The organism is Frondihabitans sp. PhB161 (assembly GCF_003814635.1).
Lineage (GTDB): Bacteria > Actinomycetota > Actinomycetes > Actinomycetales > Microbacteriaceae > Frondihabitans.
This window is the reverse complement of record NZ_RKQW01000003.1, coordinates 416,384-437,369: the sequence shown is the minus strand read 5'-3', so window position 1 is coordinate 437,369 and position 20,986 is coordinate 416,384. Positions and strand designations below refer to the sequence as shown.

16 protein-coding genes are annotated in these 20,986 nt (G+C 66.9%); 10 read left to right on the top strand and 6 right to left on the bottom strand.

Annotation, left to right across the window (positions count from 1 at the left end):
* Positions 1–213: 213 nt before the first annotated feature.
* The 3 genes from EDF39_RS14005 (at position 214) to EDF39_RS13995 (ending at position 4,947) form a co-directional block, all read left to right on the top strand.
* Complete coding sequence (locus tag EDF39_RS14005) at positions 214–1,773, top strand: glycosyltransferase (RefSeq protein ID WP_123943987.1); 1,560 nt, start codon at positions 214–216, stop codon at positions 1,771–1,773.
* Entirely contained in the window at positions 1,766–3,421 is a 1,656-nt protein-coding gene (locus EDF39_RS14000) for a glycoside hydrolase family 26 protein (RefSeq protein ID WP_233573133.1), read from the top strand. The genes EDF39_RS14005 and EDF39_RS14000 overlap by 8 nt, the downstream gene beginning before the upstream one ends.
* 92 nt (positions 3,422–3,513) lie before the next feature.
* Positions 3,514–4,947, top strand: coding sequence for a UDP-glucose/GDP-mannose dehydrogenase family protein (locus EDF39_RS13995; RefSeq protein WP_123943985.1), 1,434 nt, complete (start codon positions 3,514–3,516; stop codon positions 4,945–4,947).
* A gap of 334 nt (positions 4,948–5,281) precedes the next feature.
* Here EDF39_RS13995 and glnA read toward each other — a convergent pair whose 3' ends face one another.
* Positions 5,282–6,706 (bottom strand): type I glutamate--ammonia ligase, encoded by a 1,425-nt coding sequence (glnA, locus tag EDF39_RS13990; RefSeq protein ID WP_055958150.1) that lies wholly within the window; start codon positions 6,704–6,706, stop codon positions 5,282–5,284.
* Between the two features lie 193 nt (positions 6,707–6,899).
* Here glnA and EDF39_RS13985 point away from each other — a divergent pair, with 193 nt between their 5' ends.
* Positions 6,900–7,328 carry an RDD family protein gene (locus EDF39_RS13985; RefSeq protein ID WP_055958147.1) on the top strand — a complete coding sequence of 143 codons (429 nt, stop codon included), beginning with the start codon at positions 6,900–6,902 and terminating at the stop codon, positions 7,326–7,328.
* Between the two features lie 74 nt (positions 7,329–7,402).
* Here the strand turns inward: EDF39_RS13985 and EDF39_RS13980 are convergent, their stop codons facing one another.
* The gene (locus EDF39_RS13980) at positions 7,403–8,122 is read right to left on the bottom strand and encodes a DUF4191 domain-containing protein (RefSeq protein ID WP_055958144.1); all 720 of its coding nucleotides are present in this window, start codon (positions 8,120–8,122) and stop codon (positions 7,403–7,405) included.
* A 135-nt stretch (positions 8,123–8,257) separates the two neighbouring features.
* Between EDF39_RS13980 and EDF39_RS13975 the strand changes: the two genes are divergently transcribed.
* Positions 8,258–9,676 carry a hypothetical protein gene (locus EDF39_RS13975; protein WP_123943983.1) on the top strand — a complete coding sequence of 473 codons (1,419 nt, stop codon included), beginning with the start codon at positions 8,258–8,260 and terminating at the stop codon, positions 9,674–9,676.
* An 80-nt stretch (positions 9,677–9,756) separates the two neighbouring features.
* On the opposite strand, the gene sucB is transcribed toward EDF39_RS13975, so the two are convergent.
* The 3 genes from sucB to EDF39_RS13960 all read right to left on the bottom strand — a co-directional run bounded on the left by sucB (position 9,757) and on the right by EDF39_RS13960 (position 14,409).
* Positions 9,757–11,340 carry a 2-oxoglutarate dehydrogenase, E2 component, dihydrolipoamide succinyltransferase gene (gene sucB / locus EDF39_RS13970; RefSeq protein WP_123943981.1) on the bottom strand — a complete coding sequence of 528 codons (1,584 nt, stop codon included), beginning with the start codon at positions 11,338–11,340 and terminating at the stop codon, positions 9,757–9,759.
* Positions 11,341–11,428: 88 nt separating this feature from the next.
* Complete coding sequence (gene lpdA / locus EDF39_RS13965; protein ID WP_055958135.1) at positions 11,429–12,802, bottom strand: dihydrolipoyl dehydrogenase; 1,374 nt, start codon at positions 12,800–12,802, stop codon at positions 11,429–11,431.
* 116 nt (positions 12,803–12,918) lie between these two features.
* A complete protein-coding gene (locus EDF39_RS13960; RefSeq protein ID WP_123943979.1) occupies positions 12,919–14,409 on the bottom strand; it encodes a leucyl aminopeptidase in 1,491 nt (496 codons plus the stop codon).
* Positions 14,410–14,501: 92 nt separating this feature from the next.
* Here EDF39_RS13960 and EDF39_RS13955 point away from each other — a divergent pair, with 92 nt between their 5' ends.
* From EDF39_RS13955 to EDF39_RS13935, 5 genes are all read left to right on the top strand, one after another.
* A complete protein-coding gene (locus tag EDF39_RS13955; protein ID WP_055958130.1) occupies positions 14,502–15,416 on the top strand; it encodes a proteasome assembly chaperone family protein in 915 nt (304 codons plus the stop codon).
* Between the two features lie 25 nt (positions 15,417–15,441).
* Positions 15,442–16,776, top strand: coding sequence for a nitrate/nitrite transporter (locus tag EDF39_RS13950; RefSeq protein WP_055958127.1), 1,335 nt, complete (start codon positions 15,442–15,444; stop codon positions 16,774–16,776).
* A 292-nt stretch (positions 16,777–17,068) separates the two neighbouring features.
* A complete protein-coding gene (locus EDF39_RS13945) occupies positions 17,069–18,358 on the top strand; it encodes an RNA polymerase sigma factor (protein ID WP_055958124.1) in 1,290 nt (429 codons plus the stop codon).
* Positions 18,359–18,508: 150 nt separating this feature from the next.
* Positions 18,509–19,789: a MurT ligase domain-containing protein gene (locus EDF39_RS13940; RefSeq protein WP_123943977.1), complete on the top strand. Its 1,281-nt coding sequence runs from the start codon at positions 18,509–18,511 to the stop codon at positions 19,787–19,789.
* On the top strand, positions 19,786–20,529 hold the full coding sequence (locus EDF39_RS13935; protein ID WP_123943975.1) for a type 1 glutamine amidotransferase: 744 nt from the start codon (positions 19,786–19,788) through the stop codon (positions 20,527–20,529). The genes EDF39_RS13940 and EDF39_RS13935 overlap by 4 nt, the downstream gene beginning before the upstream one ends.
* An 85-nt stretch (positions 20,530–20,614) precedes the next feature.
* Here the strand turns inward: EDF39_RS13935 and EDF39_RS13930 are convergent, their stop codons facing one another.
* Positions 20,615–20,842: a hypothetical protein gene (locus EDF39_RS13930; protein ID WP_055958115.1), complete on the bottom strand. Its 228-nt coding sequence runs from the start codon at positions 20,840–20,842 to the stop codon at positions 20,615–20,617.
* Positions 20,843–20,986 lie beyond the last annotated feature (144 nt).

Below are 20,986 nucleotides of genomic sequence, written 5' to 3'. Positions count from 1 at the left end.
AGACCCCTCGCACCTCGATACCGACCAATCACCTGTCGGCACTTTGGGCGACACGATTCGGGGGACTTCGACGTACCCCGAACCGGCCAATGCCACCCCACTGTGAGGGACAGCTTGAAACGCCCCCGGCCATGGGTTAGAAATTCACTACCCGAACGACCGATTCCCCGATGACGCGGAAGCCACCCCCTTTCCACCACAGCAGGCGGCATCGTGCTCACGTTCATCCTTCAAATCCGTCATGAGATCCAGGGTCACCCCGAGGTCTATCTCTTCACCGTCTACTCGATCATGATCTGGGTCCTCTGGATCATCAAGGTCGTGATCTCGCGCAACTACCGCCCCTTCACCGGGCACTACACCGGCACGACCAGCGTCGTTGTTCCCGTCGTGGACGAACCGGAAGACCTCTTCCGTGACGTCATCGGCCGCATGGTCGAGCAGAAACCCGATGAGATCATCGTCGTCATCAACGGCAAGCCGAACCCGGTGCTGCAGGGCATCTGCGAGGAGTTCGCCCCGCTGGTGCAGTGGACTCACACCCCCATCCCCGGCAAGCGCAACGCTGTCATGATCGGCACGGAGCTCTCGACCGGCGACATCACCGTGCTGGTCGACTCCGACACCGTGTGGACGGAGGGCACGCTCGAGGAGCTGCTCAAGCCGTTCGCGCAGGCCAACGTTGGTGGAGTGACCACGCGCCAGCGGATCCTCGAGCCCGAGCGCTCCTGGATCACCCGCTGGGCCGACTGGCTCGAGAACAGCCGCGCGCTCTACTCGATGCCCGCTCAGAGCGTGCTCGGCCAGATCGGGTGCCTTCCCGGTCGCACCATCGCGTTCCGCCGCGAGATCCTCGTCCGCGTCATGGACAAGTTCATGACCGAGAAGTTCATGGGCGTCTTCCTCGAAGTGAGTGACGACCGCACCCTCACGAACCTCACGCTCAAAGAGGGCTACCGCACCGTGTACCAGTACACGAGCCTCGTCTACACGGACGCACCGCTCCAGATCAAGAAGCTGTTCAAGCAGCAGCTCCGCTGGGCTCGCGGCAGCCAGTACAACACCCTCCGGATGATGCCGTGGATGCTGGGGCACGCCCCGATGCTCGCGTTCTTCTTCGCGATGGACATCGTCCTGCCGTTCGTCCTCCTCGGCGTCGTCGGTGGCTGGATCTACAACGCCGCCACGCACCAGGGCACGAACCTCTACACGGGCATCCTCCACGAATACGGATTCCGATCGGGGGTCGTCGCGATCGTCGTTCTGATGGTCGCCTCGTCGGTGCTCAGCATGGCCATCCGGCAGATGCGCCACCTCTCCGAAAAGCCCGGCGATTTCATCCGCCTGCCCGTCTTCATCATCGTGTCGACGTTCTTCCTAATGCCCATCCGCATCATCGGCTTCTTCCGCATGGGCCACTCGGCCGGCTGGGGGACCCGAGCCGGGGCCTACTCCGGTGGGGTAGTCACCGACGAGGTCCAGCACGAGGTGGATCGCCGCGAAGACGCGATGGAGACACCCCTCGATGCCCTCGAGGCGCAGTTCACCGATACTCCCGGCCAGCCCACCGTCGACACCCTGTTCGACTTCGGCACGTCCGACGCCCCCGAATCCGGCACCGTGCTCGTCAAGAGCCGCCGCCGGGCCAAGACGGCCGTCTCGGCCGCTCCCACCGCTAAGGCGCCCGCCCGACGCAAGCTCAACCCGAAAGCCGCATGGCCGTACCTGATCGGTGCCGTCATCATTATCCTGGAGGCTCTCTTCATTGTCTGACTACTCATCCGGCGGAGTCACGCCGCTCAGCACGGGTGGGGCCTTCTGGTCGACCGGCAAGAAGAACTCCCGCCGTTCCGCCCTCGGCGCCACCGCGATCGTCGTCCTCCTCGGGCTCATCTCCTGGATGGTCTGGATGTCGCCCACCGACAACGTGGTGCGCAAGGTCGTCGGCGACGTCGTCCAGCCGATCTCGACCAACATGGCTCTGAAAAACGATCGTGCCGACCTACTCACGCAGCTCGTGTCGTCGAAGTCGCAGCTCACCGATCAGTCGACCGAGATCGCCGAGCTCAAGAAGCAGCTGGCGGCGGCCGACGGTAAGTCGGAGTCGCTGTCGTCGAAGCTGTCGAACGCCAAGGCCGCCCAAGCTCAGACGTCGGGCAAAGCCGACTCGCTCGCCAGCCAGCTCGCCGCAGACGGAGGGAAGACCGCTGACAGCGGTGCCGCCACTCTCGGCGGCGGCAGCATCAACGGTGGAGTGTCGACGGGCACCGACTCCGGAACAGGAACAGGAACCGGCGCCGGATCGGGAGACGGCACCGGTGCAGGGTCGGGAGACGGCACCGGTACAGGAAACGGTGGCGGAACAGGTTCGGGCGGCGGTTCCGGCGGGGGAGACACACCCATCGGACCCATCGTGCCGACGACCCCGAGCCTCGCCTCGATCAAGAACCCGACGAACCGCTACTTCGGCCTCTACACCGCGCAGTCGCCGTTCAGCTGGTCGGAGTTCGACGACGTCAGCTCGAAAGTCGGCGTTCAGCCGAACTCGGCCGGCTACTTCCAGGGATGGGACAAGGACTTCCGCGCCGACGCCGTCCAGCGCTCCTGGGCCAAGGGCGATCTGCCCATCATCACCTGGGAATCGCAGTCGTCGACGGCCGGTAACAACCAGGCCGATCAGCCGGAGTACTCCCTCGGCAACATCATCCGAGGCGACTTCGACACCTACCTGAAGAAGTACGCCGCCGACATCGTCGCAAACGGACAGCCCGTCGGCATCCGCCTCGACCAGGAGATGAACGCGACCTGGTACCCCTGGTCGGAAGACGACGGCCACGGAAACTCCGTCAACGGCAATTCGGCCGGGCAGTACGTCGACATGTGGCAGCACGTCCACGACATCTTCTCCGCCCAGGGCGCCAATGCCTACGTCAACTGGATCTGGGCTCCGAACCGCGTCAACAACCTCACCAAGACGCACAAGACGCTCGAATACACGAAGTCGCTTTATCCGGGAGACGCCTACGTCGACTGGATCGGGATGTCCGGGTACGAACGTCCGTCGGGCGACGGGCCCCAGGACGGCTCGTTCGAGGACACCTTCGCCGACACGCTCGCTCTTCTCCGGAATGTGCCCGACACCTCGAAGCCGATCTTCCTGGCGGAGATCGGAGCCACCGAGGGCGGGGGCCTCAAGGCGGGCTGGATCGACAAGTTGTTCACCGCGCTCTCGCTGCCGGAGAACAAAGACATCATCGGATTCTCCTGGTTCAGCCTGACGGTCACCACGACTCTGAACAACCAGCTCGTTACCAACGATTGGCGCCTGAACTCGACCTCGACGGCTCTGCAGGCGTTCTCTGCCGGCATTGCTCGTTCAGACATCAGATACTCGCTGAGACCGGTGAAGTCCACTCCCTAGAGTCACTCGCTCAGCAACACCCTCGGGGCTGGCGCCCAGTTGGTCCGCCAGCCCCACCCCTCGACAGAAACAGCCCCACCTAGGAGATCACCATGAGCACTCCCAAGAAGACCAGCGACGTCTTTCCGTCGACCGACGCAGCGGCTGCGGGCAAGGGCCTCAAGCCCGTCATCTCGGTGATCGGCACCGGCTACCTCGGGGCGACTCACGCGGCCGCCATGGCCGAGATGGGCTTCGACGTCATCGGCGTCGACACCGACCCCTCGAAGGTCGAGGCGCTCAGCGCCGGCCGCGTGCCGTTCTTCGAGCCCGGCCTGCCCGAGCTGATCGTCAAGCACGTCGGCACCGGCCGCCTCCGCTTTACGAGCGACTTGCCCGACGCCGTGTCGATGGCCGACGTGCACTTCATCTGCGTCGGCACGCCGCAGCGCCGGGGGAGCCACGCCGCGAACCTGAGCTACGTCGAAGCCGCGACGAAGGCTGTCGCCGAGTCGCTGAGCCACGACGGCATCATCGTCGGAAAGTCGACGGTGCCGGTCGGAACCGCAGCCAAGCTCCGCAAGCTCGTCGCCGACGCGAAGCCGGCCGGCGTCGAGACGCAGGTCGTCTGGAACCCCGAGTTCCTCCGCGAGGCCCACGCCGTCGAAGACACATTGCGCCCCGACCGCATCGTGTTCGGCGGCACCGACGCGAAGAGCGAGGCGATCCTGCGCGAGGTGTACGCCGAGCCAATCGCGACCGGCACCCCCGTCATCTCGTGCGACCTCGCCACGGCCGAGCTGGTCAAGGTCAGCGCCAACGCGTTCCTCGCCACGAAGATCTCGTTCATCAACGCGATCTCCGAGCTGTGCGAGGTCGCCGGGGCCGACGTCCGCGTTCTCGCCGACGCGCTCGGTTACGACGATCGCATTGGCCGCAAGTTCTTGAACGCCGGCCTCGGCTTCGGTGGCGGTTGCCTGCCGAAAGACATCCGTGCGCTCATGTCTCGGGCGAACGAGCTCGGCGCCCACCGTGTCGTCGGCCTGATGCAAGAGGTGGACGAGATAAACATGCAGCAGCGCCAGCGGGTCATCGACCAGGCGATCGACGCGTGCGGCGGCTCCGTCCTCAACCGCAAGCTCGCTATTCTCGGGGCCGCCTTCAAGCCCGATACCGACGACGTACGCGACTCGCCGGCCCTCAACGTCGCCGCGGCCCTGCACCTGCGGGGTGCCCAGGTGCTCGTGGTGGATCCTGAGGCCTCCGCGACAGCGCAGCGCAGCTTCCCGACGCTCTCGTTCGCTGACAGCCTCGACGAGGCCGTGACCGACGCTGACGCCGTGCTCCTGCTGACGGAGTGGCCCGTGTTCGTCAACGCTGACCCGGGGCACCTGGCCGAGCTCGCCGCCAACCCCATCGTGCTCGACGCCCGCAACGCGCTCGACACCGAGGTGTGGTCGGCCGCAGGCTGGGAGGTCCGGCCCCTTGGCGGACGCACGGTGCCGCGTCAGCGCCAGGCGTTCGAGAGCGCCGCGCTCGCCCTCTAGGGGTTCTCGAGCCCGGGCGGATGCTGCACGGTGATGCGTGCGGACCCGCTCGATCTGGCGCAACCCGATACGCCAGTGAGACCCCGTTCCGACTCGCGTCGGGGCGGGGTCTTCGTCGTTGCCCTCTGCGGTGGCCCCCTCGTCCCGGCCGGCGTCCGTTCCTCACTTGCAAATTTGAAGGAGAAACTCGCTGCGACGGCCCGGGATCGGCGAGAACTGGCCCGGGCGGGGCTGTTTCTCCTTCAAATTTGCAGCAGGCCTACGAAGTGCGCCGGCCCCGCGCGCGAAAGGGCCCGCACCCTCGAAAGAGTGCGGGCCCCGAAGGCACGACGACTTAGACGCCGAAGTACATCTCGAATTCGAACGGGTGAGGACGCTGCGCCATCGGCAGGATCTCTTTCTCACGCTTGTACGCGATCCACGTCTCGATGAGGTCTTCGGTGAAGACGTTGCCCTTGGTGAGGAACTCGTGGTCCTCTTCGAGGGCGATCAAGGCGGCGTCGAGCGAAGCCGGAACCTGGGGGATGTTCTTCGCCTCTTCCGGGGGAAGCTCGTACAGGTCTTTGTCGACGGGCTCGTGAGGCTCGATGCGGTTCTGGATACCGTCGAGGCCGGCCATGAGCTGCGCGGCGAAGGCGAGGTACGGGTTCGACGCCGCGTCGGGGACGCGGAACTCGATGCGCTTGGCCTTCGGGTTGGTGCCCGTGATCGGGATGCGGATGGCAGCCGAACGGTTACCGGCCGAGTAGACCAGGTTGACGGGAGCCTCGAAGCCCGGGATCAGGCGGTGGTACGAGTTGATCGCGGGGTTCGTGAATGCCAGCACGGCGGGGGCGTGCTTCAGCAGACCACCGATGTACCAGCGGGCGATGTCGGAGAGTCCGCCGTAGCCGTTCTCGTCGTAGAACAGGGGCTTGCCATCGCTCCAGAGCGACTGGTGGGTGTGCATTCCCGAGCCGTTGTCGCCGAAGAGCGGCTTGGGCATGAAGGTCGCGACCTTGCCCCAGAGCTCGGCGGTGTTCTTGACGATGTACTTGAACTTCAGGATGTCGTCGGCCGCGTGGACCATCGTGTCGAATTTGTAGTTAATCTCCTGCTGGCCGCCGGTGCCCACCTCGTGGTGCGCACGCTCGAGCTCGAGGCCGGAGTCGATCAGCTTGAGGCTGATGTCGTCGCGGAGGTCGGCCGTCTTGTCGACGGGCGAGACCGGGAAGTAGCCACCCTTGTAGGCGGTCTTGTTGGCGAGGTTTCCGCCCTCTTCGGCGCGGCCGGTGTTCCAGGCGCCCTCTTCGGAGTCGACCGAGTAGAAGGAGGCGTTCTGCTTGACCTCGTAGCGGACGTCGTCGAAGACGTAGAACTCGGCCTCGGGGGCGAAGAACGCGGTGTCGGCGATGCCGGTGGAGGCGAGGTAGCGCTCGGCCTTCTTGGCGACCTGACGCGGGTCACGCGAGTAGAGCTCGCCGTTGCGCGGGTTGAAGATGTCGAAGACGAGGATCAGCGTGCGCTCGGCGCGGAACGGATCGACGTAGCCCGTGGTGACGTCGGGGATGAGCTGCATGTCGGACTCGTGGATCGACGCGAAGCCGCGGATCGAGGAGCCGTCGAAGAGCTGACCGACGGAGAAGAACTCCTCGTCGACCGTGGATGCGGGGATGTTGAAGTGCTGCTGCACACCGGGAAGGTCGGTGAAGCGGATATCAAGGAACTTGACGTCAGTGTCCTTGATGAAGCTCAGCACCTCGGAAGAATCTTTGAACATACGCGAAGGTCTCCAATGGGCGTGGAACGTGGGCGAAAGCGGGACGCCTCCAGTCATGAGGCTATTGACGGGCCGTTTCGCCGCGGTGACCAGAATGTTTCCGGCATGTTACGCGTCGCTTCCGAGAGGGCGTCAGGATCCGGCCCGACCGCTCCCGGCACCCCCGCATCCGCGCCTCGATAGGCTCGTCTCCATGTCGAGCTCCGCCCCTCCGCCCCTGCCGCCCGAACCGAAGAAGTCGACGCCCTGGCCGGGTTTCGACCTCGGGTTGCCGCAGACGGGCCCGCGCTCGGTCGGCCGCCTCGGTCGGCGCGTCGTGGCGTTGATCATCGATTGGCTCCTCGCGGTGATCGTCTCGGTGGCGTTCTTCCACTACAACGAGTTCGCGACGCTCGCGGTCTTCGCGGTCATGCAGATCGGGTTCACCCTCACCGTCGGAGGCAGCATCGGCCACCTCGCGACACGGATGCGCGTGGTGCCCGAGACGGGTGGTGCCGTGCGCTGGTGGCGTCCGGTCGTGCGGACGGTGCTGCTGTGCCTCGTGATCCCGGCTGTCATCTACGACCAGGATCAGCGCGGCCTGCACGATCGAGCCGCCGGCACGCTGCTCGTACGTATCTAGATTCGCGCCAGTGAAAAGGGCACCCGACCGAGACGAACTCGGTCGGGTGCCCTTTCGCAGTCGCGACGTGAAGGTCAGCGTGGTCGGCCGGAGCGCACGCGCATCGGGTCGACGCCCTTGGGGATCGGCAGCTTGTTCTGGCCGAGCGAGTCGAGCCGGTTCGACACGGCGAGCACCTCGTTGCGGTCGATCGCTTTCTTGACCTTGTTCATCCGGGCCGCGAGGCGGTGCAGCGGGATCGAGTCACCATCGGGGCCGACGCTCAAGACCGTGATTGGCACTCCTGGCGTGATGCGCGCAACCTTGCGACGTTCTTCGTCGACGATGCGCTGGGTCTGGCCCTTAGTGCCCTCGGTGACGAGCACGACGCCCGGGCGACCCACGGCACGGTAGACGGCGGCCTGGCTGCGACCGTTCACGGCGACGGGCATCTCGCTGGCACGCCACTGACGACGGAGACCGCTCTTGAACACGGCGCCGACCGCACCCGGCTGGCCCTCGATCTGCGAGTAGGCGGCCCTCTCGGCGAGACGGCCGAGCACGATCATGAACAGCAGCACACCGAGCAGAACGCCGACGATGATGTAGAGGATCAGCCCGAGGATGTTGCCGCCCGCCACGAGCGCGAGCACGACACCGGCGACGACGGGGACGACGAAGGCGGCCAGCATCAGCCAGATCGACTTCGGGTCGTGCTTTCGGGTCATGGTGAAGACCTGGTACATCTGCTTGATGCGACCGGGCTCTTTTGCGGGGGTCGGAGATGCGTTCTCCGCGGACTTGCTACGTGCCATGCTGTCTAGGATACGGTCTCCGGGCCTCGCCGCACCTCCTGAGGCCTCGTCTCCCCAGGCCGGACAGCCGAGCGTCCTCTCCCCAGACTGACAATGATCGGTCACCGAAGGATCCGAAGCGGTCACGATCGAGGGATGACCTCACCCCGATCCCGCGACAGTCGCCTCGGCGAACTCGTCGCCGCGGGCGTGAATGCCGATGTGTACGAGTGGCTCGGTGGGGTCGGATCCTCGTCGCTCGTCGTCAAGATCCATCGTGGCGACGGCGCCGCCTCGCGCGCGCTGGCCGAGGCCGTCGCGCTCTCGGGGGCGGCCCATCGGCACGTGGTTCCTCTGATCGACGTCGCCCTCGTGGCGGGCGCCGATTCTCTCGGGTTGATCCTGCCTCGACTCGGCACCCGGTCGGCCGCGACCTTCGTGGCCGATCGTGGGGTGCTCGCGGCGGGGGAGGCCGTGACGCTCCTCGCTCCGGTGCTTATGGCGCTCCAGCATCTCGAGCGGTCACCCCTGGCACGCCACGTCGACCTCGTGAGTGGCGTCGGCCTGGGCAACGTGCTGCTCGATCGACACGGCGCAGCCGTCGTAGTGGGTGTGCGCGCCGCCCCGGCACGGGGTCCGCAGCGACTCGCCCGCCCACCCGGCGGGGCGACGGCAGCCGGGCGTCGCGCGATCGACCAGGTGCTGCCCGTCTGCTCGGGCATCGGGGCCGACCAGCGGCGGCGCTTCACGGAGCTCTGCGACGAGTCGACAACGCTCGACGAGCTCGTCGAGGCGCTCTTCGATCTCGCCGCCCCCGTCGCGCTCGACGACGAGGCTCCCTTCGAGATGGTGCCGGTGCACGACGAGGTGGAGACCATGCACCCGCTCGATGATCTCGTGCCGGGGTTGGCGACGCTTCGCACCTGGGCCCACCGCTCATCCGCCGGAGGGCGCGCGTTCGAGCTCGCTGCCCAGGCCGGAGCAGCGGCGCGACAGGTGCGGCGGCGGGTGTGGGTTCTGGCAGGCGCCGTTGTCGGCTGCGCGGCGATCGGGCTCGCAGTCGGTGGTGGAGGTGCTGGTGGTGGAGGTGCCGGTAGCGCCAACGACGATCAGGGCGTGGCCGCGACGTCTGCGGAAGGCTCGGGCCCGCCGGGTCGGGCCACAGGAACGACTCCTGGGGGGAGGGCGACAGCGACCCCAACGCCTTCGACGTCGCCGCCGCCTGGCCCCCGAGCCGATCGCCACGACCGGGTTGAAGCTGTCCTGGCCGGCGATGACGCCGACAGAGCAGTTCGTCTCCTGCTCCGGCTCCGGGCGGACTGCTTCCGAGCGCTCGACGCCGAGTGCCTGGCGGGTGTCGACGAACCCGGGTCAGCCGCGCTGGCGGAGGATAAGCGGGTGGTGGCGGATCCTGCGCTTCTCGAATCCGTGCCAGAGATCGTCGTCGGCACGGCCATCAACCGGCTGGGTGGAGTTGTGCTCTTCGACGCCACGTCGAGCAACGACGAACCGGCCTCCGTCTTCGTGGTGAAGACGGAGGCCGGTTGGCGACTGCGGTCGATCGACTCGGGCTGATTCCGACGACACCGCTTTCCGAGCACAACACCGCCGAACGGTGGTGGTTGGCCCGAAAGTCGGTGTCGGGGCTGATGCCGTTAGATGCCGAGCTTGCCCTGGAAGTCGCCGCCCTCGAGGCGGTTCTTGACCGCGACGAGGAAGCGGGCCGCGTCGGCACCGTCGACGATGCGGTGGTCGTACGAGAGGGCCAGGTACACCATCGAGCGAATCGCGATCGACTCCGAGCCGTCGGCCGTGACGACGACGGGCTTCTTCACGACGATGCCGGTGCCGAGGATCGCAACCTGGGGAAGGAACACGACCGGGGTGTCGAACAGGGCGCCGCGCGAACCGGTGTTGGTCACCGTGAAGGTGCCACCGGAGAGCTCGTCGGGGGTCAGCTTGTTGTCGCGGGTACGACCGGCGAGGTCGGCGATCGAGGCGGCGAGACCGGCCAGATCGAGCGACGCGGCATTCTTGATGACCGGGGTCAGAAGGCCGCGCTCGGTGTCGACGGCCATGCTGACGTTCTCGGTGTCGGGGTAGACGATCGAGTCGCCGTCGACGGTCGCGTTGAGCTTCGGGTAGGCCTGGAGAGCCTCCGCCGCGGCGAGGGTGAAGAAGGGCAGGAACGACAGCTTGTTACCGGTCTTGGCGAGGAAGTCGCCCTTGACGGCGTCGCGGAACTTCGCGACCTTCGTCACGTCCACCTCGACGACGCTCGTGAGCTGTGCGGTCGACTGCATCGACTCGACGGCGCGCTGCGCGACGACCTTGCGGAGGCGGGTCATCGGCACGGTCGTGCCGCGGAGGTCGGAGACCGGGAGGGGCTCGTACTTCGACGAAGCGGCAGGAGCGGACGGTGCCGCGGAGGCCGACGGTACAGAAGCGGCCTTGGCGGCCTCTTCGGCCGCAGCGGCAGCTGACAGCACGTCTTCTTTGCGAATGCGTCCGCCGACTCCGGTGCCGGAGACGGTCGACAGGTCGACACCCTTCTCGCCGGCGAGCTTGCGAACGAGCGGAGTCACGTATCCGACCGGCGCGCCGGTGCTGGGGGCGGAAGCGGGAGCAGCGGCTGCGGGAGCAGACGCGGCGGGAGCGGCCGGAGCCGGCGCAGCCGGCGCGGCAGCGGCAGGCGCCGGAGCAGCGGCCGCGGGGGCGGGGTCGACCGACTCCGCCGGAGCGGGCGCCTCGGCGGGCGCACCCTCACCCGGAGCGGGAGCGGAGTCGGAGGGGACCTCCGCCTCGAGCCCCTCAGAGGAGTCGTCGCCAGCCGCGGATTCGGCCGAAGCGGACTCCACGTCGTCAGCGGGGCCCTCGTAGCCCTCGGACGACTCGGAGGAGCCGCCGGCCGCAGCGGTCGCGGGGGTGTCGTCGGTCGACGCGGGGCCCGTTCCGGGCGCTTCGGCCTCGGGTGCATCTTCGGCAGGAGCGCCGGAACCACTACCATCGCCGATCTTGACGAGGGCGGTACCCACCTCGACCGTCTCGTCTTCGGCAACGAGGATCTCTTCGATCACACCGGCGACGGGGGACGGGATCTCGGTGTCGACCTTGTCGGTCGATACTTCGAGCAGCGGCTCGTCGACCTCGACGCGGTCGCCGACGTTCTTCAGCCAGCGGGTGACCGTGCCCTCGGTGACACTCTCGCCGAGTGCCGGGAGGTTGACGGATTCGCTCATCAGGGGGCTCCTTCTGCGGTTCTGTTATAAAAACTGTGGTGGTGCGGGGATGGTGCTGACGACTGCCGGTGCGGGGTGCACCGCCGCGCTACATCGCGTGGAGGGGCTTGCCCGCGAGGGCCAGCATGGCCTCGCCGAGTGCCTCGTTCTGAGTCGGGTGAGCGTGGATGAGGCCAGCGACGTCTTCGGGGTAGGCCTCCCAGTTGACGGTGAGCTGCGCTTCTCCGATGAGCTCGCCGACGCGGGCGCCGATCATGTGGATGCCGACCACCGGACCGTCGACGACGCGGATGACCTTGACCGACCCGGCCGAACCGAGGATCGACGTCTTGCCGTTGCCTGCGAGGTTGTAGTCGTAGGCGGCGATCTTGTCGGCGCCGTACTTCTCGGTGGCCTTCGCCGTGCTGAGACCCACCGAGGCGACCTCCGGATCGGAGTACGTGACCTTGGGGATGTTGACGTCGTCGATCACGACGGGCTTCAGCCCGGCGATCTCTTCGGCGACGAAGATGCCGTGCTGGAAGCTGCGGTGGGCGAGTTGGAGGCCGGGAACAATGTCGCCGATCGCATAGACGCCGGGAACGTTGGTCGCGAGGCGCTCGTCGGTGAGGACGAAGCCGCGATCCATGTTCACGCCGACCTCGTCGTAGCCGAGGCCCTGAGTGACCGGGCCGCGGCCGACAGCGACGAGGAGGATGTCGGCGTCGAAGGTCTTGCCGTCTTCGAGGGTGACGACGACCCCGTCGTCGTTCTGCGACACGCTCTGGAAGCGGATGCCGAGAGAGAAGTTGATGCCGCGCTTGCGGAACGCCCGCTCGAACGACTTGGAGACGGACTCCTCCTCGTTGGGCACGAGGTGGGGGAGAGCCTCGATGATCTGCACATCGGAGCCGAACGACTTCCAGACGCTGGCGAACTCGACGCCGATCACGCCGCCGCCGAGGATCGCGACCTTCTTCGGGATGTAATCGAGCTCAAGGGCGTGCTCACTGGTGATGACGCGGCCGCCGATTTCGAGACCGGGGAGGCTGCGCGAATAGGAGCCGGTCGCCAGGACGATGTTCTTGCCAGTGATCGTGTCGTCGCCGACCTGAACGGTCGACGGCGAGGTCAGTCGCCCCTCACCCGCGATCGTCGTGACGCCACGGGCCTTGACGAGGCTCTGGAGACCCTTGTATTTGTGCTCGACAATGTCGCGGCGGTAGGTCGTGACCCGGGCGATGTCGACGCCCTGGAAGTCGACGTCGACGCCGTACTTCAGCGACTCACGTGAGACGTCGGCGACCTCGGCCGAGTGAAGCAGGGCCTTGGTCGGAATGCAGCCACGGTGCAGGCAGGTGCCGCCGACCTTGTCTTTCTCGATGATCGCGACCGACTGGCCGAGCTCGCTCGCTCGCAGCGCAGCGGCATACCCGCCGCTACCGCCGCCGAGAACTACAAGGTCAAAATTCTGTTCCGACACCCAGCAACTCCTTCGTGCATTCGATCAGTGCCCGAGACCGCGTCGTTCGATGGCGACACCGGCCTGGCCCTGCAAGAAGGCGGGTTTCTCCCGCCTCCGTCAGCCTAGTACGCCACCTAGAACGAGGCGGCCAGGTCGATCAGGGTTCGCACGGTAATGCCAGTCGCGCCCTTGGTCGTGAAGCCGTACCCGCCCGCTTTGTTCTCGCTCGGCCCGGCGATATCGAGGTGCGCCCACGGGATGAGCTCGTCGGTGCCCTCCTTCTTGCCTACGAACTCCTTCAGGAACACCCCGGCGAGCAGCATGCCGGCGGCCGTGTTGCCCGGCGTCGCGTTCACCAGGTCGGCCACGTCGGAGTTGAGCCGGGTGCGAAGCTCGGGCGCCAGCGGCACCCGCCAGAACGGCTCGGAGGCGGCGTCGGCGACCTCGACCACTCGGGGCGCGAAGTCGTCGGTTCCCATGACGCCGACGTAGCGCATGCCGAGTGCGACGACCTGCGCCCCGGTCAGCGTGGCGACGTCGACGATGGCGTCGGGCTGCTCTTCGCTGGCGGCAACGAGGCCGTCGGCCAACACGAGGCGACCCTCGGCGTCGGTGTTGGTCACTTCGACGGTGGTGCCGCCCTTGATGGTCAGGACGTCGTCGGGGCGAATGGGGTCGGCGCCGAGCATGTTCTCGGAGATGCAGAGCCACGCGGTGAGGCGGACCGGCAGGGCGAGTTCGGCGGCTGCCAGCGTCACGGCCAGGACGGTGGCCGCCCCGGTCATGTCGTACTTCATTCCGACCATCGCGCCGGCGGGCTTGAGCGACAGCCCACCCGTGTCGTATGTGATGCCCTTGCCGACGAGGGCGAGGTGCTTCGCGGCCCCGGCGGGCGCGTACTGCACCTTGACCAAGCGGGGCGGGCGCGCGGATCCTTGCCCCACTCCGACGATGCCCCCAAAGCCGGCCTCGCGGAGTTCGTCGCCCTCGAGCACAGTGACGGTGACGTCTTTGGTGGCCGAGAGGCGCACGGCCTCGTCGGCGAGAGCGGCCGGCGAGAGGTCGATCGGGGGAGTGGTGACGAGGTCGCGAACGGTGTGGACGGCCTGGGCCACGGCTGCCGCCTTGGCGATCACCGCGGCATCGATGGTGGTGGCCGTGACGAGATCGACCTCGGCGACGGCCTTTTTGGCGTCGCTCGCAGAGGAATGGCGGTACGAGTCGAAGGCATACGCGCCGATGGCGGCACCCTCGAGCACGGCCAGGGCCTCGGCGTCGTCGGCGACGGGAAGACCGAAGGCGACGCGGGTGCGGCCGGTGAGCTGGCGCGCGGCAGAACCTGCGGCGTACCGGAGCGTCTCGATCGAGACGGCGGCGCCGAGCCCGACGAGCGCGATGGTCGCGACGGGCGAGACCGACGACGACGAGGATCCGAGAGACGAGGCCGGCAACCTCGTCACCTCGTCGCGTCCGCCTGAAACGCCGAGACCCTTGAGCGCATCGGCCAGCTCGGGTGCATCCCACAGCAGGGTGGGAGCGTCGTCGCCCGTGCCGGGAACGACGCCGATGACGAAGACGTCGGCTGCGGTGAGTTCGGATGAGACGGAGAGCTTCGGAACGGTCATACCAGCCACTTTATGGGAGTCCGGGCGGCACGTTCGCTGTCAGCATTCCCTCGAAGGGCGTGGCGTCGACCGCCCGTGCCTAGCATTGAAGGATGTCCGAACCCGCAGACCTGTACGAGCTTTCTCCCGGTGCCACGGGTATCCCGACCGGCCTGCCGCTGGTCGCCGGCCTGACCGGCTTCGCCGACGCCGGATCGACGGTCGCGCAGCTGACCCAGTACCTCACCGAGTCGCTCGAGGGCGAGATCGTGGCGACCTTCGACGCCGACGTCCTCCTCGACTACCGGGCCCGGCGCCCCATCATCACGTTTGACCAGGATCATATTTCCGATTACCAGGCGGCGACGTTGACGCTCCGCCTCATGAAAGACGAGATCGGGCAGCCCTTCCTGCTTCTCTCCGGCTTCGAACCCGACTTCCGCTGGAACCAGTTCACGAGTGCCGTCATCCAGCTGATCCAGCGCTACGAGATGGCGACGACCACCTGGGTGCAGGCGATCCCGATGCCGGTGCCGCACACGCGCGAACTCGGAGTCACCGTCTCGGGCAATCGCACCGATCTCATCGAGTCGCTGTCGGTCTGGCGCCCCACGACGCAGGCACCGGCCAACGCCCTTCATCTCGTCGAGCACCGGCTCACCTCGGGCGGTCACCCCACCGCCGGGTTCGTGCTGCTCGTGCCGCACTACCTCGCCGACACGGAATTCCCCGACGCCGCGGTGACGGCGCTCTCGAGCATCAGCGCAGCGACCGGCCTCATCTTCCCGACCGACGACCTGCGTGAGCAGGGCCGCGACTTCCTGGTCAAAGTCGACGAGCAGGTCGCCGGCAACACCGAGCTGAGCCGTCTCGTCGAGACGCTCGAAGAGCGCCACGACACGTACATGGAGGGCAACCCGCTTCCGTCGCCGCTCGTCGGCCTCGACGGGCAGGTGCCGAGCGCCGATTCGATCGCCGCCGAGCTCGAGAAGTTCTTGGCCTCGCGCCCCCGCGACGACGAGGCGTGACCTGACGGGTCGGTAACCTGGTCGGGTGAATTCCAAGCGCGCCTGGCTCGTCTGGGGCGCAGCCGTCTTCGCCTACGTGGTGGCCGTGCTCCAGCGCTCGTCCCTCGGAGTCGCCGGCGTCGACGCCCAGCACGTCTTCGACATCTCGGCGTCGACCCTCTCGACTCTCGCCGTCGCCCAGATCGTGGTCTACGCGGCTCTGCAGATTCCCGTGGGCGTGATGCTCGATCGTGTCGGGCCGCGCGCGCTGCTGGTTGTCGGCGCCGCGGTGCTGGCTCTCGGCCAGACCGTCGTCGGCGTTTCGCCGCCCCATCTCGGTCTCGCCATAGTGGGACGCATGCTCGTCGGTGCCGGTGATGCGCTCACCTTCATCTCGGTAATCCGGCTGCTCCCGTCGTGGTTCCGCGGCCCGATTCTGCCGCAGGTCTCGCAGTGGACCGGCAACATCGGCCAGGTGGGGCAGATCCTCTCCGCCGTCCCCTTCGCGGTCGTGCTGCACTCGCGCGGCTGGTCTCCCGCGTTCCTCAGCGCCGCGGCCGTCGCCGTGCTCTCGGTGATCGTTCTGCTCGGCGTGGTGCGCAACGCGCCGGCGGGGCAGGTCGGGCAGCCGGTCGTCTCGTCGTGGGCCACCGCGGGCAGGCAACTCGTCGAGAGCGTGAAGAGGCCGGGCACCCGTCTCGGATTCTGGTCGCACTACGTCACTCAGTCGTCGGGCACGACCTTCAGTCTGCTGTGGGGTGTTCCCGCGCTGGTCGGCGGTCTCGGATTCTCGAGGGGCGAGGCGTCCGGGCTTCTTGCCCTGCTCGTCATCACCGGCGTCGTGGCCGGGCCGATCCTCGGCCTCCTGAGCGCGCGGTTCCCCCTTCGCCGCTCGAATCTCGTTCTCGGCATCGTCTCGATCATCGGCCTGGTGTGGACGGCCGTGCTGGCCTGGCCGGGGGTTCCGCCGCACTGGCTGGTGATCGTGCTGGTGGTCGTCCTCGGGGCCGGTGGGCCGGGATCCTTGATCGGGTTCGACTTCGCGCGCACCTTCAATCCGCTTCGAAGCCTCGGTGTCGCGAACGGCATCGTCAATGTCGGAGGATTCCTCGCCAGCTTCGTGATGATGTTCCTCATCGGGGTCGTACTCGACGCGGTTCACTCTCACGGTGTCGCGGTGGGCGACCCGTCACCGCTCTTCTCGTGGTCGGGCTTCCGCATCGCCTTCCTGGTGCAGTACGTCGTCATCGGGCTCGGCGTCGCCGGTCTCATCGTCGATCGGCGTCGCACGAGGCGCCGCATGCACCTCGAAGAAGGAATAGAAGTGGGACCGGTCTGGGTTGCACTGTCACGAAGGATGCGCGCTCGCGCGGGGCGCTGACGACTTGTTCCACTACCAGGATCCCGCGGCCCTGTAAACGGTTCGGCCTGCGGCGTGCAATAATTACTCACGGACCCTTTCCTGTCTTCGGCGAAATGTCGAGGGCTTGACATGGGTCCTAGTTCTGCCGAAAAGCGGAGTTCTGCCTGTAAGCGGAGTTCGGCCTGAAAGCAGAGTTCTGCCTGAAAAGACAGACAGTGCCCAATTGATGGCGCCAGGGGGCGTCTTCGACCCGGATCAGTGACATTGGGCACCTCCCCAGCTTTACGAAGCCCGAGTGAAAGGTGCACCAATGGCTACTCGCACCAAGGCCACCGTCGCCGACGAAACCGTCGAGACCTCCACTACTACCGAGACCGACGCCGCTACGGCCCCGGTCAAGAAGGCACCCGCCAAGCGGGCGCCCGCCAAGAAGGCACCGGCCAAGGCGGCGACCGCGAAGGCGGCCCCCGCCAAGGCGACCAAGAAGACGGCCAAGAGCGACGACGACGAGTCCGACGTCGAACCTGCCGCCGAAGCCGTCGAGGCGGTCGACGGCGACGACACCGAGTCGACCGACGACAGCGCCGACACCGCGGTCAAGGCCGCCGAAGAGGTTCTGCCGACCGGGGCGCTCGTCATCTCGCAAGACGACGACGACGAGATCCCCGTCTACTCGTCGACCATCACCGGCGCCACCGCCGACCCGGTCAAAGACTATTTGAAGCAGATCGGTAAAGTCGCGCTGCTGAATGCGGCCGAAGAGGTCGAGCTCGCCATGCGCATCGAGGCGGGTCTGTTCGCCGACGACAAGCTGGCCAACTCGACCGGGCTCTCGAAAGAGCTCGAGCGCGAGTTGCGCTGGGTGTCGCGAGACGGCCAGCGTGCCAAGAGCCACCTGCTCGGCGCCAACCTCCGCCTCGTCGTCAGCCTCGCCAAGCGCTACACCGGTCGCGGAATGCAGTTCCTCGACCTCATTCAAGAGGGCAACCTCGGTCTCATCCGTGCGGTCGAGAAGTTCGACTACACCAAGGGCTTCAAGTTCTCGACCTACGCCACCTGGTGGATCCGTCAGGCGATCACGCGCGCCATGGCCGATCAGGCGCGCACCATCCGCATCCCCGTACACATGGTCGAGGTCATCAACAAGCTGGCCCGCGTTCAGCGTCAGATGCTTCAAGATCTCGGCCGCGAGCCCACTCCCGAAGAGCTCTCGCGCGAACTCGACATGACGCCCGAGAAGGTCGTCGAGGTGCAGAAGTACGGCCGCGAGCCGATCTCCCTCCACACCCCGCTCGGTGAAGACGGTGACAGCGAGTTCGGTGACCTCATCGAAGACACCGAAGCGGTCGTTCCGGCCGACGCCGTCGGCTTCACGATGCTGCAGAAGCAGCTCGAGTCGCTCCTCGACAGCCTCTCCGAGCGCGAAGCCGGCGTGATTCGCATGCGCTTCGGCCTCGGCGACGGCATGCCGAAGACTCTCGACCAGATCGGCGACACCTTCGGCGTGACGCGCGAGCGCATCCGTCAGATCGAGTCGAAGACGATGGCGAAGCTTCGTCACCCGTCGCGGTCGCAGTCTCTCCGCGACTATTTGGAATAGGCCGAAAGCGTCCGCGGCACCGGACCTCCGACAAGCTCCGGCCGTCCGGCGCTGCTCCCGCTTTCGACCGCCTCGAGTAAATCGAAAGCGTTCGACCGCCTCGAGTAAACCGGCATCGCGTTCACCGAAGCCGACGACCCTAGGAATCCGATGAAGTACGTTCTCCCCATCCTCCTCGGGCGTCTCGTCCGCATCATCGCGAGAGCCCGAGGGGGCGGGTCGGCGTATCCGGGCTACCTGGTGCTCAAACTGCTTCCCTCGTTTCTCACCGACGTGACGAAGCAGTTCGACCGCGGCGTGCTCTTCGTGCTGGGCTCGAACGGCAAGTCGACGACCACGCACATGCTCTCCGACGTCATGCGGGCGCACGGGCTCCGGGTCTTCACCAACCCGACCGGTGCCAACCTGCCCCAGGGCATTGCGTCGGCGCTCCTTTCCGAGGTCAGCATCTTCGGCAAACTGAAGGCCGACGTCGGCGTGCTCGAGGTCGACGAGGCGTTCGCCGTCGAGCTCTCCGGGCACCTCCACCCGTCGACCGTGCTCATGCTCAACGTGCAGGTCGACCAGCTCTACCGCTTCTACGAGACCTCTCGCGTCGCCGACATGATGACCGACACGGCCGCCACAGCGGGCACCCACGTCGTGACCAACCGCGATGACGAGTACCTCGGCCCGTTCACGAGCAGCACCCTCGACGTCACCCGCTTCGGTGCGTCCACCGAGCTCGTGGCCGAGGCGCCGCACGGCCTCCAGAACGCCTCCGCCTTCGGCGGCCAGACCGAAGGATCCGCGCCACTGCACGCCGAGGCCGAGGTCAGGGCGCTGTCGGCGCAGGGTGCCACCATCGCGCTGAGCCGAGCGACGGGTGGCGGATCCTCGTCCCTCGACATCCGCCTCCCCGCCAAGGGCCTGCACTACGCGGTCGACGCGGCCGCTGCCATCCAGACGGCGCGTGTCGCGCTAGGGTCCGAGTTCGACGAGTCGAAAGCCGTGGCGGCATTCGCCGCTATGAAGCCTGCCTACGGGCGTGGCGAGCGACTCAAGATCGGCACCGACGAAGCCGAGTTCGTCATGTTCAAGAACGCGGCGAGCCTACAGCTCAACCTCGATGCCCTCACGGACGCCCCCGAGCAGGTGCTGCTGGCGATCGACGAGGGCACGCCCGACATCTCGTGGATCTACGACGTCGACTTCTCGTCTCTCGACCACGTCGACGTGGTGTCGGGGGAGAAGGCCTGGCAGATCGCGCTCCGCCTTGAGCACGCCGGCATTCCGATCGGCACCGTCGAGCCTCGTATCGAGAAGGCCATCGAGCTGATGAGGGCGCTCCCGGCCCCCGCCAGCAAGACCAAGAACTTCATCGTCAACTACGAGCAGATGATGATCGCCCGCAAGATGCTCGGCTACCCCGATCTGGAGAAGCGCGCATGACCACCCTCTCCCTTCTGCAGCTCTACCCGGAACAGCTCGGCGTCTCGGGTGACGGCGGCAACGTCGTGGCTCTGGCCGAGCGCGCGCGTCGGGCGGGCCTCGACGTCGAGCTCGTCGAGCACCGGCCGGGCGATTCCCTCCCCGTGGGGGCCGACCTCGTCGTGATCGGTTCCGGGCCGCTATCGACGCTGCGTTCGATCCACTCGGATGCCCTCCGGTTCCGTGAGGCGCTGAGCGATTGGGCGGACTCCGGTATGCCGGTCGTCGCCATCGGAGGCGGCATGGAACTCCTCTCGCGGGGGATCTCCGGCGAAGGTGCCGACCTCGAAGGCCTCGGGTTCTTCGATGCCTCGGCCCACCGCGGAGCAAAGCGTCGAGCCAACTACTTCCGAGTCGAGACGGCGTACTCGGGGCCCTCGCTCACGCTCTTCGGGTTCGAAGACCACGCGACCCGGTTCGAGCTCGCGGCTGGCGCCTCAGCGTTTGGCACGGTCGTCACCGGTGGCGGCAACGGCGACGGTACCGAGGGGGTGTCGCGCGGATCCTCGTTCGGAACCCAGCTGAAGGGCCCCGTTCTCCCGCTCAACCCGGAGTTGACGGATCGCGTTCTCGCCTCGGCCGTCTCGCGGATCGGCGGTGTCTATACCGCAGTGCCCGCGCACGCGACCCTCGACGAGTACGCCCGTCAATCACGTCTCGTGATCGAGAAGAACTTGGAGCGCGCCTTCAAAGCGATGTAGCCGAACGGCAAGCTCGCGTCGAGTCGATCACGGCAGAAGGCCCGCACTCCAAGGAGGAGAGCGGGCCTTCTTGGTGAAACGAAGACTAGTGGGCGGTGAGCTTGGCGGTTTCGTCGAGCCACTCCAGCGCGTTGGGCTGCAGCTTCTCTTTGAACTTGGCGCCGTGGTGAGCACAGAACAGAAGCTCACCCGTCGCCATCGTCGCGCGAATGTACGCCTGGGCTCCGCAGCTGTCGCAACGGTCGGCGCCGGACAGCTGGTACTGGGGGCCGAGCTCATCGACGGCGTTGTGGTCGGTGGCCATCTGAGACATGTGATGCTCCTCCAGAACGGTGGTGCGTGGGTAGGTAGATGCCATCAAAACACGCGAACGTTTCGTTTGTGCGACATTTGGGCCGATTTCGCTCGCCGCGAAGCGAATCTCGTCTCCCCAATCCGGGGGCGGCTCCCAGACCGC

Excerpts from the sequence above, each read along its gene's own strand:
- EDF39_RS13995 (WP_123943985.1), top strand. The coding sequence starts at position 3,514 with ATGAGCACTCCCAAGAAGACCAGCGACGTCTTTCCGTCGACCGACGCA.
- glnA (WP_055958150.1), bottom strand. The coding sequence starts at position 6,706 with ATGTTCAAAGATTCTTCCGAGGTGCTGAGCTTCATCAAGGACACTGAC.
- EDF39_RS13985 (WP_055958147.1), top strand. The coding sequence starts at position 6,900 with ATGTCGAGCTCCGCCCCTCCGCCCCTGCCGCCCGAACCGAAGAAGTCG.
- EDF39_RS13980 (WP_055958144.1), bottom strand. The coding sequence starts at position 8,122 with ATGGCACGTAGCAAGTCCGCGGAGAACGCATCTCCGACCCCCGCAAAA.
- EDF39_RS13975 (WP_123943983.1), top strand. The coding sequence starts at position 8,258 with ATGACCTCACCCCGATCCCGCGACAGTCGCCTCGGCGAACTCGTCGCC.
- sucB (WP_123943981.1), bottom strand. The coding sequence starts at position 11,340 with ATGAGCGAATCCGTCAACCTCCCGGCACTCGGCGAGAGTGTCACCGAG.
- EDF39_RS13960 (WP_123943979.1), bottom strand. The coding sequence starts at position 14,409 with ATGACCGTTCCGAAGCTCTCCGTCTCATCCGAACTCACCGCAGCCGAC.
- EDF39_RS13955 (WP_055958130.1), top strand. The coding sequence starts at position 14,502 with ATGTCCGAACCCGCAGACCTGTACGAGCTTTCTCCCGGTGCCACGGGT.
- EDF39_RS13945 (WP_055958124.1), top strand. The coding sequence starts at position 17,069 with ATGGCTACTCGCACCAAGGCCACCGTCGCCGACGAAACCGTCGAGACC.
- EDF39_RS13940 (WP_123943977.1), top strand. The coding sequence starts at position 18,509 with ATGAAGTACGTTCTCCCCATCCTCCTCGGGCGTCTCGTCCGCATCATC.
- EDF39_RS13935 (WP_123943975.1), top strand. The coding sequence starts at position 19,786 with ATGACCACCCTCTCCCTTCTGCAGCTCTACCCGGAACAGCTCGGCGTC.
- EDF39_RS13930 (WP_055958115.1), bottom strand. The coding sequence starts at position 20,842 with ATGTCTCAGATGGCCACCGACCACAACGCCGTCGATGAGCTCGGCCCC.